At 59.7% G+C, this 13,681-nt stretch carries 12 protein-coding genes and 1 pseudogene; 4 read left to right on the forward strand and 9 right to left on the reverse strand.

The window, feature by feature from the left end; all coding sequences use genetic code 11:
• Window positions 1-7 precede the first annotated feature (7 nt).
• The 4 genes and pseudogenes from D8779_RS20810 to D8779_RS10160 form a co-directional block, all read left to right on the forward strand.
• Window positions 8-532: pseudogene (locus D8779_RS20810) on the forward strand (PA3715 family protein); the annotation flags it as partial.
• A 262-nt stretch (window positions 533-794) separates the two neighbouring features.
• Window positions 795-1,055 carry a DUF4212 domain-containing protein gene (locus tag D8779_RS10150; RefSeq protein WP_136664281.1) on the forward strand — a complete coding sequence of 87 codons (261 nt, stop codon included), beginning with the start codon at window positions 795-797 and terminating at the stop codon, window positions 1,053-1,055.
• A gap of 3 nt (window positions 1,056-1,058) precedes the next feature.
• Complete coding sequence (locus D8779_RS10155; RefSeq protein WP_136664282.1) at window positions 1,059-2,828, forward strand: sodium:solute symporter family protein; 1,770 nt, start codon at window positions 1,059-1,061, stop codon at window positions 2,826-2,828.
• Window positions 2,829-2,991: 163 nt separating this feature from the next.
• Window positions 2,992-3,498 (forward strand): hypothetical protein, encoded by a 507-nt coding sequence (locus D8779_RS10160; protein ID WP_136664283.1) that lies wholly within the window; start codon window positions 2,992-2,994, stop codon window positions 3,496-3,498.
• A gap of 101 nt (window positions 3,499-3,599) precedes the next feature.
• Here D8779_RS10160 and D8779_RS10165 read toward each other — a convergent pair whose 3' ends face one another.
• The 9 genes from D8779_RS10165 to D8779_RS10205 form a co-directional block, all read right to left on the reverse strand.
• Complete coding sequence (locus D8779_RS10165) at window positions 3,600-3,782, reverse strand: hypothetical protein (protein ID WP_136664284.1); 183 nt, start codon at window positions 3,780-3,782, stop codon at window positions 3,600-3,602.
• Window positions 3,779-4,909, reverse strand: a complete 1,131-nt coding sequence (locus D8779_RS10170) for a PepSY-associated TM helix domain-containing protein (RefSeq protein WP_136664285.1) — start codon at window positions 4,907-4,909, stop codon at window positions 3,779-3,781. Before D8779_RS10170 ends, D8779_RS10165 begins: the two co-directional genes overlap by 4 nt.
• Before the next feature lie 60 nt (window positions 4,910-4,969).
• Window positions 4,970-7,369, reverse strand: coding sequence for a TonB-dependent receptor (locus D8779_RS10175; RefSeq protein ID WP_136664286.1), 2,400 nt, complete (start codon window positions 7,367-7,369; stop codon window positions 4,970-4,972).
• A gap of 247 nt (window positions 7,370-7,616) precedes the next feature.
• Window positions 7,617-8,570, reverse strand: a complete 954-nt coding sequence (locus D8779_RS10180) for a FecR domain-containing protein (protein ID WP_136664287.1) — start codon at window positions 8,568-8,570, stop codon at window positions 7,617-7,619.
• Window positions 8,567-9,085 (reverse strand): RNA polymerase sigma factor, encoded by a 519-nt coding sequence (locus D8779_RS10185; RefSeq protein WP_136664479.1) that lies wholly within the window; start codon window positions 9,083-9,085, stop codon window positions 8,567-8,569. The genes D8779_RS10180 and D8779_RS10185 overlap by 4 nt, the downstream gene beginning before the upstream one ends.
• A 229-nt stretch (window positions 9,086-9,314) precedes the next feature.
• The gene (locus tag D8779_RS10190) at window positions 9,315-10,019 is read right to left on the reverse strand and encodes a 3'-5' exonuclease (protein ID WP_136664288.1); all 705 of its coding nucleotides are present in this window, start codon (window positions 10,017-10,019) and stop codon (window positions 9,315-9,317) included.
• Complete coding sequence (locus D8779_RS10195; RefSeq protein ID WP_136664289.1) at window positions 10,016-11,947, reverse strand: putative nucleotidyltransferase substrate binding domain-containing protein; 1,932 nt, start codon at window positions 11,945-11,947, stop codon at window positions 10,016-10,018. Before D8779_RS10195 ends, D8779_RS10190 begins: the two co-directional genes overlap by 4 nt.
• Window positions 11,948-12,085: 138 nt before the next feature.
• Entirely contained in the window at window positions 12,086-12,490 is a 405-nt protein-coding gene (locus D8779_RS10200) for a phosphate ABC transporter substrate-binding protein (RefSeq protein WP_136664290.1), read from the reverse strand.
• A gap of 11 nt (window positions 12,491-12,501) precedes the next feature.
• Window positions 12,502-13,677 carry a porin gene (locus D8779_RS10205; protein ID WP_136664291.1) on the reverse strand — a complete coding sequence of 392 codons (1,176 nt, stop codon included), beginning with the start codon at window positions 13,675-13,677 and terminating at the stop codon, window positions 12,502-12,504.
• Window positions 13,678-13,681 lie beyond the last annotated feature (4 nt).

Raw genomic sequence — 13,681 nt, forward strand, 5'->3', positions numbered from 1 at the left:
TGGAGAAAGTGATCTGGAGGTGCTGGTGCTGGACAGTATCAGTCAGACCATTGTCGCGCGCCATGTTGAACCGAACCTGCTCGACTGGGATGCGATTTTTGTTTATGGGCTGGAAATCGATACCGCCCCCTATCGCTTACGCGAGGGTGATTTGGCTTTCGGTATCCGTGTCAAACGTCGAAATATGTCGCGCCCGAATCCCGTCTATGAAACCTCGCTGAGTCTCTATGAGCTGCAGTCGCAACGTCTGCGCTCGGTGCTGAGTGGACTGGTGATGGAGAGCTCGGGGGGAGAGTGGGATACCCGTTGTGCGGGACAGTTCACTGAAACAAAGGGTCTACTGGTTATCACCGAGCACGCCGGAAACAAGGGTTATCACGACTTGCTGCTCAAACAAAAACGAGTCGAAAGCCGTATGGCTGAGGTAGCAGGGGAGTGCAAATCCGTGGAAGAAAGTACACGCCGAGTGCAGTTTCGCCTTGAGTACGATGAGCTGCGCTACCTTCTGCCAATTGAGTTTTCTCCCGTCTAACGGCGCGTGAGACAGATTTGATGTCGCACCGCAGGGAGATTCTCTGTCGCTGATTTTGCTCCCGCAATAGGCATATTCCTGTCTGACGCTTAGGCCAGCGCTGTTCCCTCCTTTAGGCGCTTTCCTGTGCGATGCCAAGTGCCTGTCGATAAACACCTTGCAATGCAGCGTAAGCCAGCTAATACCAATGTCTAGCTGTCGGCTTGTGCTGACCTGCTGCTAGTTTGAAGGCGTACGAGAATAACAATAACTGGAGGAGTTTATGACTTCTGAAAAAGCAAACGCTGCAGCGTATTGGAAGGCGAATGTTCGGCTTATCACCTGGAGCCTGATTGTGTGGGCACTCGTGTCTTACGGCTTTGCCATATTGCTTCGACCCATGCTGGCAGGCATTTCTGTCGGCGGCACCGACCTTGGTTTCTGGTTCGCCCAGCAAGGTTCGATCATCACCTTTGTCGGGATCATTTTCTTCTACGCCTGGAAAATGAACAAACTCGATAAACAATTCGGTGTTGAGGAATAAGCCATGAGCCAGTTTGTAATCAATATGCTGTTTGTGGGCGCCTCCTTCGCGCTCTACTTCGGCATCGCCATTTGGGCGCGCGCCGGTTCGACCAAGGAGTTCTACGTCGCTGGCGGTGGTGTTCACCCCGTGACCAACGGCATGGCCACTGCAGCCGACTGGATGTCTGCGGCCTCTTTTATTTCCATGGCGGGCCTGATCGCCGCCGGTGGTTATGCCAACTCAACCTTCCTCATGGGCTGGACCGGCGGCTATGTGCTGCTGGCCATGCTGTTGGCGCCTTACCTGCGTAAGTTCGGTAAGTTCACCGTGCCGGATTTCATCGGCGATCGCTTCTACAGCAACGGCGCACGCCTGGCTGCAGTGGTCTGCCTGATCATCATCTGTGTGACCTACGTAATCGGTCAGATGGCCGGTGCTGGCGTGGCGTTCTCGCGCTTCCTTGAAGTGAGCAACTCCACCGGTATCTGGATCGCGGCTGGCGTGGTGTTCTGCTACGCGGTGTTCGGCGGCATGAAGGGCATCACCTACACCCAGGTGGCGCAGTACGTAGTGCTGATCATTGCCTACACCATCCCGGCGGTGTTCATCTCCCTGCAACTGACCGGCAACCCTATCCCGATGTTCGGCATGTTCAGCGAGCACACTGAGTCAGGTTTGCCACTGTTGCAGAAACTCAATGACGTGGTCATGGAGTTAGGCTTCACCTCTTACACCGGGGATATCAGCAGCAAGCTAAATATGGTGCTGTTCACCCTGTCGCTGATGATCGGTACCGCCGGTCTGCCGCACGTCATCATTCGCTTCTTCACCGTACCGAAAGTGGCTGACGCACGTTGGTCTGCTGGCTGGACGCTGATCTTTATCTCCCTGCTGTATCTCACTGCGCCGGCTGTGGCTTCCATGGCTCGCCTGAACCTGCTGACCACGGTTTATCCGCAGGGTGTTGAAGCGCCAGCGCTGGCGTATGAAGAGCGTCCGGAGTGGGTGAGGACCTGGGAAACCACCGGTTTGATCCAGTGGGAAGACAAGAACAGCGACGGCCGTATCCAGCTGTATAACGATGCTGCTCCAGCCTTTACCCCGACGGCCGAATCACTGGGCTGGAAGGGCAACGAGTTGGTCGTTAACAACGACATTCTGGTACTGGCTAACCCGGAAATTGCCAACCTGCCGGGCTGGGTCATTGGCCTGATTGCAGCAGGTGCGATTGCGGCGGCATTGTCGACGGCGGCTGGGTTGTTGCTGGCGATCTCGTCGGCGGTGAGTCATGACCTGATCAAGAATATGATCAACCCGAAAATCAGTGAGAAGGGGGAAATGCGCGCCGCGCGAATCTCCATGGCGGTGGCGATCTTGTTGGCCACATGGCTGGGGCTCAATCCACCAGGCTTTGCCGCGCAGGTGGTGGCGCTGGCATTCGGTATCGCGGCGGCTACGTTGTTCCCAGCGTTGATGATGGGGATCTTCTCCAAGCGGGTAAACGACAAGGGCGCGATTGCCGGCATGCTGGTTGGCTTGGTGTTCACCGTCGTCTACATCTTCCTGTACTTGGGCTGGTTCTTTATTCCGGGCACGGCGACCTTCGCCAACACCCCGGATAACTGGATGTTCGGCATCTCGCCGCTGTCCATCGGTACTGTGGGTGCGGTGATTAACTTCGCGGTCGCCTACGCCGTGTCGCTGGCCACTGTTGCTCCGCCTCAGGAGATCCAGGATCTGGTGGAAAGCGTACGGACTCCTAAAGGTGCTGGCGGCGCTCTGAGCCACTAAGCATAATCAAGCCTGACTCAGCTATTGGGGTCAGGGTCTTACTAGCGGGCCTCCTTGGGAGGCCCGTTTTATTGGCGGCCATCCATGGCGCCCACCCTTTGGGCCGTTGCTGTGCAACGTTAAAAACTGCTTCAGGCAGTTTTTTATTTTCGGGAGTCAGTCAATGTTGTGGACAATACTCGCCATCGTAGTTGCGGGGCTGGGGGCGGCTGGTATCGCCATGCTGCTGCGCAAACTGTCAGGCAATCGCTTGCCGAAGTGGATCATCCCGGCGTTGGGTGGCCTGGGCATGCTCAGCTACCAGATTTACTACGAGTACTCCTGGTTTGAACATCAGCTACAACGTCAGCCGGCCGAATCCGTGCTGGTGGCCAGTGAAACCGGCGAGGTGTTCTGGCGCCCTTGGACCTTCTTTTGGCCGATGACCACCGCGTTCACCGTGCTCGATAGCAAAAGCCTGCTGCGCGAAGATGCCTCGGGTAACAACGTGGTCGCCTTCAACCTGTATCGCTTTGAAAAACAGCATATTGATCGGGTCAATCATCAGCCCCATTTGCTCAATTGCAGCACCGCCGAACTGCTGCCGCTGGATGCGCAGAAAAAACCGCAACTGGATCAGATGAAACAGATTGCCAAGGATGATGTGCTTTATCGGCAGGCCTGCCAGTAAACTCGCTGCCGGCTCCTGCTCGTTTGTTACGACTCGGAGCGCGGTACGCTCAATTCTCCCATCGCGACTGCAATATGCAGGCAGTCTGTTTTGCCCAGGGCTTAGCGCCGCTGGCTTTGGCTGCGTCGCAGCAGTGGCCAGCAGCCCAGTGCGGTCGGGACTCCCAGGCCGAGCCAAGCCACCGCATCCCAGCCGCCATCGCCGAGTAACGCGCTGAGCAAGCCGCTGGCACTGAATAGGCCGATCAGCAATGGCAGGGCGAAGGTGGATTGTCGCCAGTTCATGCTGCTGCCTCTTTGCGTTCACGCCGTGTGGCCGTGGCGCGTTGGCGTACCCACCAGAGGTACAGGCCGCTGCCCAGTACGACGATAGTGAGCACATCCAAAACGGCCCACAGCACTTTCATCGGCATGCCGCCGTAGTCGCCAAAATGCAGCGGCTGCGACATCGACAGTGCGTCCATATACCAAGGCCGCTGGCCGATGGCGGTAACCTCCAGGTTGCGCGCATCAATCAGCACCGGCGTCCACAGGTGCGCGGTGAGGTGCGTATTGCCTTTCATAAACACGCTGTAGTGGTGCGCGCTGGAGAAGCGTGTGCCGGGGAAGGCGATAAAGTCAGGTTGCATGGCGGGCGTGGCATTTGCGGCAATCGTCAGCACCTCGTCGACTGGGGCGCGCAGGGTCAGGGGGGGCGCATTCCGATACGGTTCGACCATTGCGGCCAGGCTTTCTGCGCGCCAGGCGCTTATCAACAGGTCCGCACAGGCGCTAATCACCCCGGTAATACCGACGGTCATGGCCCAGGTCAGGGTAACGATACCAATTAGGTTATGCAGGTCGAGCCAGCGCGTGCGCGCGGATTTTTCCCGGCGCACTTCGGCGAACTTCAGCCGGCGCATAAAGGGCGCATAGAGCACCACGCCGGAAATGAGCGCGGCCACAAACAGCAGGCCCATAAAGGCCAGCAGCAGCTTGCCCGGCAGGTCGGCAAACATATCCACATGCAGGCGCAGAATGACCATCAGAATGCCGCCGTTGGCTGCGGGCATGGCCACGGCTTCACCGCTGCGGGCATCGAGCATAAACGTGTGCGACGAGTTGGGCTCAGTACCGGCGGTGGCCGCAGTAATCGCGACCACGCCGTTGGGTTCGTCGGCGTCGTAGCCCAGGTACTGGATGACCTCGCCCAAGCGATGGCGTTCGGCGGCGTCGACCAGCTGTTGCAGTGACAGGTGCGGCGTCTCGGCTGGCATCTCACGCAGCTCGGGCGCATCACCCAGCAGGTGTTCCAGCTCGTGGTGGAAGATCAATGGCAGCCCGGTCAGGGCCAGCATCAACAAAAACAGGGTGCAGATCAGGCTGGTCCAGGTGTGCACCTGCGACCAGCGGCGAATAGTGGTGGTTTTCATCAGCATGTCCAGAAATGCCTACGCCGCCCTATATGGCGGCGCAGGGTGGCTGCGAGGCGATCAGAACTCAAGCTGAGCAGAGAAGGTCAGGGTGCGCGGTGCGCCCAGGTAATGGCTGCTCAGCCAGTATTCCTTGTTGGCCAGGTTGCTGACGTTGGTGCGCAGGGTCAGGGTGTTGTCGCTGCCCAGCTGCGCCCGATAGCGCGCGCCTGCATCGAAGGTGGTGAAGGACGGCAGGCTGTGCTGGTTGGCTTCGTCGCTGTACTGCTTGCCGGTGTAGTAAGTACCACCGGTCAGCGCCAAGCCCGGTACGGCGTTGATGTCGTACTCGGCATACAGCTTGGCCAGCTTGGAGGCAACGTCGGTGGGTTTTTGCCCTTCGCTGGCGGCAGCGCCGGAGTCTTTCACCTGCGGGTCAAGTAGCGTCACGCCGCCGACCAGGGTCAGCTCGGGCAGCACTTTGCCGGTGATACCAAACTCCAGGCCGTTGTTCTCCTGACGACCGTCCTGGACGAATACACCGGCACCATTGGTATAGGTGTTGGGCTTGTCGATATTGAACAGGGCCAGGGTCAGCAGCGTTTCGCCGACGGTGGCCTTGACGCCCACTTCATACTGCTCGCTGACCAGCGGCGCCATGGCCTGGCCGGCGTTGAGTGCGGTGCTCGGGGCGATGCCGCCGGCCTGCAGGCCTTCGATATAGCTGGCGTAGGTGGTCAGCCAAGGTGCCGGCTTGTAAATCAGCGAGACGTTGGGCGAGGTTTCAGACTCTTTATAGTTGCTGGTGGTTTCGCCATAACCGAAGGCTTCGGCCCAGATGAAGTCGTTGCTGTAGGTCTTGATCGTGGTGTGGGTCAGACCAAGGATGCTCGACCACTGCTCGTTGAAGGTGATCACGTCGCCGATCAGGAAATTGTCCGACTGGGTGCGCGAAGACAGGCGCTGGTCGCCGTTGCCAATCGAATAGGCGGGCTTATCGACCTGTGGGTTCTGGCTGAAGGGCGATGGGGTGCCAACGACGTCGTTGTATTGCGGGCCTGGGTAAGGGATGTGGTCTGTGTAGTTGCGTACGCGCGCGACGTTGCCCTGGTAGCCAACGGTGGACTTGTGTTCGATAACGCCTGTGGCGAATTCGGCATCGAGAAACAGGTAGCCGGAGGTCTCCTCGTTTTCCACCGGGGCGAAGGCGTACAGCGGTTGGGTGTATTGACCGGCGCTGTAGGCGGTTGGGCCGGTGTAGGTGTATTCCTCGGTGTATTCGCTGTAGGACAAGGCTCCACGCAGGCTGAAGACATCGTCTAAACGCCAGTTGAAGCGGCTGCCGACGCGGTCGTGCTCGCTGTCGGAGAAGGCCCACTTTTGGCTGTATAGCTCATCGTTGCGCAGCGTGTCGGCGTCGGGACGCAGGCTCTGCTCACCGAAGTGCCAGTAGCTGCTCAGACCGCGTGTTTCGGTCTTCTTATGCGAGGCGTCGAACTGAATTTGCAGGTCATCGCTGACGTTCCAGTCCAGCGCAACACTGAGCATTTCGCGGCGCCGCTTCTGCAGGTCGAGGGCAGTTTCGCCATCCTGGGTCAGCATGTTGACGCGGTAGGCGAATACCCCGGCGTCGTCGAGCGGGCCGCCGAAGTCGCCGTGCAAGTAGTAGTTCTCGCCACCGGCATTACCCAGGGTGACGCTGTTGTAGCGCTCATAGGTCGGGCGCTTGAGCACGTAGTTGACCAGGCCGCCGGGGCTGGCCGGGCCGTAGAGAAAGCCGCTAAGACCGGTGAGGATTTCCAGCTGCTGCATCTCTTCGATGAAGTTACCGCCGTCATAACCGTTGCTGAAGCGCAGGCCATCGTTGGCGATGCTCAGGTTACCGGACCCGCTGAAACCGCGCATGCTCACCGCGCTGGCGTAGCCGGCAGTGGTGGGTGAGGTGAACTGGGTGGCGGGGCTGAGCTTGAACACGTCATCGGTGGAGGTGGCCTGGATGTTTTGCAGCAATTCTGTGGACACCACGCTCACCGAGTAGGGGGCGTCCTGCAGGCGCATGCCGCCGAGGGCGCCAATGTTCTGTACGGCGTTGCTGCGGTAACTAGCGGCTTCGCCACCGTCAACCGGGCTGTTAGCCGTTACGGTGACATCGGGCAAGGCCATGGCTGCTTGGGGTGCTGGAGTCAGGCTATAGCTGCCGCTGCTGCTTTGCTGCAGTTGCAGGCCGCTATCCTGCAGGGCCTGCTGCAATGCATCAACGGCGTCGTAGTCGCCTGCAACCGGGGCCGATTGCTTGTTGGCGGTTAGGGTCGGGTCGATGCTTAGGACAATGCCGGCCTGGCTGGCGATCTGCGTCAGGGTGCTGGCCAGAGGCGCGGCAGGCAGTTTGTAAGTGTCGGCCATGGCTGCTGAGCAGACGCTGGCGAGACTGATGGCGACGGCCAATAAGCCGGGGCGGAACAGGGGCAGGGCGCGGGTCATTACGAAACTCTCCTAAACGGGAATATATCTCAATGACCTGGTGCCGAAGCAGAATGGAAAAGTGATAGGGCGAGATGAAATTATTTTTTAGCGATATCCCAAATCGCTGTTGTCGACCCCTAACCGCGCGACGATTCTTTGTGGGAGGGGCTTTAGCCGCGACGCTGCAATGTCGCGGCTAAAGCCCCTCCCACGTCAGCCCCTGCCTTGCCATCCTTGCCCGTCCGCCTGGTTTTTAGGCGGACGCTTAGGGGGCGGCAGGTACGACCTTGGCCCACCAGTTGCCAAATCGCTCGATACGCACCGGCAAGCTGGGTGGCAGGGCAGCCAGGGCCTTGTCACTGTCATGCAGCGGGAAGCTGCCGCTGATACGCAGGTCGGCCAGGCTCGGATCGAGGCCCAGGTAACCGCTGCGGTATTCGCCGAGCGCATCAAGCAGGTCACTCAGGCGCAAGTTGTCAGCCACCAGCATGCCGTGGCTCCAGGCTGCCGCGCTAAGTGGCGCAGGCAGCACGCCGCCAAGGCGCTGACGCTGCATCAATACCTGTTCACCGGCCTCAATGATCCGCTCGTTGGCCGCGTCCGCCGGGTGTGCGGCCACGGCCGACTGCAACACGGTCAGGCGCGTGCCGTCGCCTTCACGGCGCACCAGAAAGCGTGTGCCGAGTGCGCGTAGGCTGCCGTGTTCGGTGAGCACCACAAACGGGCGGTTATCACCGTGGGCGGTTTGCACCAAGATTTCGCCGCTGCGCAGGCGTATGGCCCGTTGGTTGTCGGTGAATTCAATATCCACGGCGCTGGCGCTGTTGAGGTGTACCCGGCTGCGGTCACTGAGTTGCAGCTCGCGCTGTTCGCCGCGTGCGGTGTACGCATCGGCCAGGTAATCGCCGAGCGGGCGTTGCTGCGCCAGTAGGCCAAGTAGCAAGGCACCGCTCAGGAGCAGGCCGAACGCGGTACCCGCGAGCCGGCGCACGCCGTTATTGCGTGCACTGAGCAGCAGTGCTTGCCGCGCCGGCTTTGCAGCGGCTGAGGCGAGACGAATATCCAGGCCATTGAGCTGCTGCCAGACCCGCGCATGCTCGGGGTGCGCCGCCAGCCATTGGGCGAAGGCATGCTGCTGTTCCGCGCTGACCGTGCCGGAGTCGAGGCACAGTTGCCATTCGATGGCGGCATCCAGAACGTGGGCTGATACCGCGCTCATTGCGGCTCGCCATGCAGGGCGATGTAACACTGACGTAGGCCTTGGGCCAGGTACTGGCGCACGCGGGAGACTGATACGCCGAGGCGTTCGGCGATTTCTACGTGGCCCATGCCGTCCAGGCGGTTATGCAGAAATGCCGCGCGCGCGTTGCTCGACAGTTGGCCGAGCAGGCGGTCGATTTCACGGAGGGCATCCAGAGCCATGGCCTGCTCCTCGGCGCTGGGTTGCACGCTCTGCGGCTGCTGACCGAGTTCTTCGAGGTAGGTACGTTCCAGCGCGCTGCGGCGGAAATGGTCAATCAGCAGGCCTTTGGCGATGGTGGTCAGCAGCGCGCGGGGGGCGCGGGTCTGATCCAAATCGCGGCGTGCGAGTAGGCGTACGAACGTATCTTGGCTGAGGTCTTCGGCGCGCTCCGGGCTGTACAAGCTTTTGCGCAGCCAGCCGAGCAGCCAATCACGGTGATCGCGATAGAGCAGGCTGACCAACTGCAGGTGGGTGGAGTCGCCGGCCGACACGCGAACCTCATTAGACTGGAAAATAAAGTAATCGAGAATTATTCGCATATGATGGCAGCTGGCCTCATTCCCCGCAATCCATCACCACGACGCCACGATGGGCGGTTGAACTGGGCGGCGAAATAGATAGCCGTTGGCCGTACGAGCGCGCGACGGTGAGTGATGTGCTTGTTAGGGGCGCCGGAAGGGCGCTGAACGCTGGCCTACTGATGCTGGGCTTGTCGGGCCATTACATCGAATGTGCCAGCTGGCGGCGTCGGCTATTGAGCTGATGCAGCAGCGTGGGCAGGCTATCAAGGCCTTGCTGGCGCGCTTTGCTGAGCAGAATCAGCGCCAGTTCGGCGGTGACCAGTGCGTCGGCGCTGGCATGATGGCGCTGCTGCACCTGCAGGCCAAAGTGCTGGGTCCAGCCGTCGAGACCGGCATTGCTCACGGTGGCTTTGGGGCACAGCAGTGGGGCAATTTCGGCGACATCAACGAACGTATGCTGCAAGCGCAAACCCAGGCTCTGTTTGAGTGCGCGCGCCAGCATGCGTTGGTCGAATTCGGCATGGAAGGCCAGCAGCGGGCTGTCGCCGACAAATTCCATAAACGCCAGTAGGGCCTCAGCAGGCGCTTCGCCCTTAGCGATTTCGCTGGGTGCAATGCCGTGGATCAGGGTGCTGGCGCTGGCCTGGTGCCCTTCGCGTTGCAAGGTGCATTCGAATTGCTGGCTGAGGTCGATGGCGGCGTTTTCGATCACCACGGCACCGATCGATAGCACCAGATCACGGCGCATGTTCAGGCCGCTGGTTTCCAGATCAAGCACGACTAAGCGTTGCTGTTGCAGCATGCGGTTATCGAGCACGGTGGCCGTGGCCAGGTTATCGCGGCGCTGCAGTTGCGCTTGAGTGAGAGCCGGTTTTTGCCCGGTCAGCCAAGTAAACGTGCTCACAGCTGATACCTCACAGACAGGCTGCTTTGCAGACGCTGCGCCTGGCGGAAGGATTCGCGCAGGATGCGTCGATCCAAGTGATTGAGGTGGTCGGGGTCAACACGGTTTGAGTAGGGCAGCCCCTTACGCGCCTGCAGCTGGTGTTGCTGCATGCGCTCTTGCTGAATGTAATGGTAGGCCTCCTCATAAGCCGCGCCATCCTGGGCTTCGATGACGCCCTGATTGATCAGCGCGCGCAGGCGTTCCAGCGTGTTGCAGGCGCTTACACCGTGCGCCAGGGCTAATAGCCGTGCACCGTCAACGAAGGGCGTAAGGCCTTGTACCTTGAGGTCCAGGGTGTGCTTCTCGGCGCCCTTGCGCGATACCACGAAGTCACGGAATGTCCCTACCGGCGGGCGCTGGCGCAAGGCGGTTTCAGCCATCATGCGCTGGAATACCGTATTGCTTGCCACCTGTTTAAGCAGGTTGTGGCGCAACTGTTCGCAGCCCTGCGAGTCGCCCCAGACGGTGCGTAAGTCGAAATAGATGCAGGAGGCCAGTAAATTTTCCGGAGTGGTGGCCTGGATAAAGCTGTCAAAGCGCTTAGCCCACTCCTGGCGCGAGAGGCACAGCTCGGGGTTGCCGGCCATGATATTGCCCTTGCACAGGGTGAAACCGCATTGATCCAGGCGTCGGTTGATTTCCTGGGCCAGGGGTAACAAACGGCCACGGATGGCCGCCGCTTCGACGGCATCGGCGGCCTCGAACAGGATGCCGTTGTCCTGGTCGGTGTGTAGGGTTTGCTCACTGCGTCCTTCGCTGCCGAACACCAGCCAGGTGAACGGAATACCAGGGTCGCCGAGGTCTTCCAGGGTCAGTTCAATAACTCGGCACACGGTGTGGTCGTTGAGTAGGGTGATCAGCTGGGTGATCTGGGTGGAGCTGGCGCCGTGGGCGAGCATGCTGTCCACCAGCTGACGCACGTCACTGCGCAGCGCCGCCAATGTTTCTACCCGGCCGGCGTGCCGAATAGTGCGCGCGAGGTGGACCAGGTCGACACGTTGCAGGCTGAACAGGTCGCGCTCGGAAATCACCCCGCAGAGTTGCTCATGTTCTACCAGGCAGACGTGGGCGATATGGCGCTCGGTCATGGCAATGGCCGCGTCGAAGGCGCTGGCGTCCGGCGGCAAGTGAAAGGGCGATTGGGTCATCAGGCGGTCGATGGGCTGGGCCAGATCGATGCCATCCGCTACTACGCGGCGTAGGTCGCGCAGAGTGAAAATCCCCAGGGGCTTAAGTGCCGGATCGACAATCACAATGCTGCCGACTTGCTGTTCATGCATCAGCTTGACCGCATCACGCAGCGGCATTGCCGGGGCGCAACTTACCGGGTTGCGCATGGCCAGCTGGCCGAGACGCGTATCCAGGGAGTACTGCGCGCCGAGGGCCTCCACCGCGCGCATTTGCACCTGTTGGTTGACCTGGTCGAGCAGGCTGCTAATACCGCGCAAGGCAAAGTCGCGCAGCGGGTTGGACAGGGCAAACAGCTTGATAAAAGCGGGCTTGTTTAGCAGCAGGCAAAAGGTGTCTTCGCCGGCCAGGTGTTCGGTGCGGGTGGCGCGTTCGCCAATCAACGCGGCCAGGGGGAAGCACTCACCGGTGGTGATCTCGAAGGTGGTCTCCGTGCCGCGTCGCGCCGAATGCGGGCGCTCGCCATGCACGCGGCCTTGTTTAACTATAAAGAAATGCTCAACCGGCCCGTCATCCGGTTTGATGATGGTTTCGCCCGCGCCATAGAAACGCAGCTGACAGTTCTCCACCAGATACGCCAGGTGGGCCGTGTCCATTTGGTTGAACGGCGGAAATTTTTGCAAGAACGCCATGGTGCCGTGGATGTTCTGCAGCACTGCGGTCCTGCCCGCTTCGCGGAATGCGTCCGTTGGGGGCATGGTGGCGATGTCCAAAAGGGTCAGGGATTTATCCTGGGTGACCCCTGCAGCTAAGCCCATTAGACCTAAGTCGCGCAAGCCCACATAGCACAACGCCGAGGCGCAGGGCCTCGGCGTTGTGTGTAAATGACAGCGACATTAAGGCAGGGTAAACAGCACCTTGACCGAGTCATTCACTGCAGCTGCATCGACATAGCCGATGGCATCCGCTTCAGCGGCCACCTTGGCCACAACCTCAGCATCGCCGGCGACGCTTGGCAGCGGCTGGCCTTTACCGGTGAACACCAGACCGGACCAGTAAGACTTCAGCTGCGACTCACTTTTATTGGTTACGCCGCTGTAGAACTTTTCTTTGGTAGGGGTCCAGTCCTTGTGATCGACACCTTTCATGGACTTGTCTTTGCCCAAAAAAATGTTGCCTACATCGGATTGGCTCGGTGCGGCGCTAGCAGCCGTGTTAACGATCACGGCCACTTCAGCCTGAACCAGCGTGGCGAAACCCAGGCAGACGACTGCGCAGAGGGTTTGAATGGAATACTTCATCAACACTCTCCTCAGAATACGAAGTCAACGCCAACGCTGACGATGTCGCCGTCAAAGTTGCGGGCGGGGCTGCCCAGCAAGCCGTTGGAGCCCTCGGAGAGGGCGTTGTCGAAGGCCTCTTGAGAGGAACGGATAAAGACCCCTTCATAACCGCCCGAGGTGTCGACGCGCTTGTATTCGCTCTTCAGTACTACGTTAGGGAGTAGGTTGTAATTCAGACCCAGGGTCCAGGAATTCTGCCGACCGGCATCATCATCCAGTTGCGCATAGGTAACGTGGGTGAGGAACTCGCCGAAGCGGCGGCCGCCCATCAGGTAGAACGCGTCGGTGGTACCCGAACCATCAGCTTCGATGCTGCGCGAGGTCCACTCGTTGCTGGAGAGCCAAGTACCGTTATCGTACTGATAGCCAACCGAGACGAATTTGCCTTTCTGCTTGTCAATGCTCTGGAAGCTCTGAACACCTGGGCCGTTCAGGCCGGCGAACGGAATATTGGGACGGTTAACGAAGTCTTCGATTTCCGTGCTGATATCCGCCTCAACATAACCGATCCGCAGCGTGCCGAAATCGTTAGTGGCCAGGCTGATGTTGGCCCCAAAAACCTTTTCATAGTCGATGTCATACATGTCATCGAAGGCAAAGATGTCGCGATTTTTGGCCTGGCCACCGGCTACTTGGAAGGCAACCGAGCCGTAAGACAGCGGTACGGTGTAAACCGCGTCCACACCTTCGTAGTTAGACAGCTGAACCTGGCTATACACCTCGTCAGGCAGGCGCAGCCACGGGTAGCTGAAGCCCACGTCGATGCTTTCTGAGTACATGTACACCGGCGTGCGCAGGCGACCGAAGCGCACCATCAGGTTGTCAGTGCTCTGCCAGGACAGGTAGGCCCATTCCAAGTTGGCTTTCCACTCATCCTGCTCTGGTTTGGCCGTCGCTTGTACAGTAATGCCCAAAGTATCGGTCAGACCGTATTGAATTTGCGCACCGAATTTGGACAGCTGATCGCCGCGCCAGGAGTCGGTGGTTTGGCCGGTGATGCCATAGCTGCGGCCATCATCTTCACCGCCGAGGTGAGTGATACCAACCGTGCCGAATGTATTGAAGCGGTGTTCGCCCTGCTCCAGCGCGAAGGCTGGGGCAGTGGCCAGGCAGATAGCCAAAGGAAGCAGGCGGACGTTAAACATGCAG

Origin of the sequence: Pseudomonas leptonychotis, assembly GCF_004920405.1 — a bacterium.
GTDB classification, from domain to species: Bacteria; Pseudomonadota; Gammaproteobacteria; order Pseudomonadales; family Pseudomonadaceae; genus Aquipseudomonas; species Aquipseudomonas leptonychotis.